Annotated in this window: 2 protein-coding genes; both read left to right on the forward strand. The window is 36.0% G+C overall.

Going from position 1 to position 927, the window contains the following annotated elements:
* Positions 1-551: M16 family metallopeptidase (locus GMD6S_RS09565; protein ID WP_000295526.1), on the forward strand; the 551-nt coding region annotated here is incomplete at its 5' end.
* On the forward strand, positions 548-927 hold a 380-nt coding region (locus GMD6S_RS09570; RefSeq protein WP_000170119.1), incomplete at its 3' end, for an insulinase family protein. The genes GMD6S_RS09565 and GMD6S_RS09570, both read left to right, overlap by 4 nt.

Below are 927 nucleotides of genomic sequence, written 5' to 3' on the forward strand. Positions count from 1 at the left end.
TGAATGTTCTACGAGAAGGAATGTTTCAGAGGAATGTTGGGCAATCTATTTTGGAATTAGGCTATCATTCTCCTGTAAAATATGGTGATGATGAGCATTTGCCCATGCTTGTTATGAATGGTTTGTTGGGTGAATTTGCACATTCGAAACTTTTTACAAATGTTCGTGAAAATGCTGGAATAGCCTATACAGTCTCTAGTCAATTGGATTTGTTTAGTGGTCTGTTAAGGATGTATGCGGGTATTGATAGAGAAAATCGAAATCAGGCTAGAAAATTGATGAATCATCAGTTGCTAGATTTGAAAAAGGGCAACTTTACAGATTTTGAGCTTGAACAAACCAAGGAGATGATTCGACGATCTTTGTTGATGGCTCAAGATAATCAACAGGCCCTAGTTGAAAGAGTCTATTTGAATGCTCTATTGGGGAAATCAAGCTTTGACATTGATCGATTGGTGGCAAAATTAGAGAGTGTTGATAAAGAAGCTGTATGTAAAGCTGCCAATAGTTTGAAGTTACAAGCGATTTACTTTATGGAAGGAGTAGAATGACAAAGGTTACTTTTGAAGAAAAATACTATCCTGCTGTAAAGGAAACAGTCTACAAAACAAAATTGTCAAATGGGTTGACAGTTTCTTTACTCCCTAAGCAAGATTTCAATGAGGTTTATGGGATTGTAACAGTTCAATTTGGTTCTGTAGATGCAACTTATACAAGCTTGGGAAAAGGTTTACGTCATCATCCAGCAGGAATTGCACATTTTCTTGAACATAAATTGTTTGAAAGAGAAAATTCGGAGGATATAATGGCTGCTTTTACTCGATTAGGTGCGGACAGTAATGCCTTTACAAGCTTTACTAAGACCAGCTATCTTTTTTCAACAATTGACCATCTATTAGAGAATTTAGATTTGCTAGATGAGTTAGT

Source organism: Streptococcus sp. GMD6S (assembly GCF_000297015.1).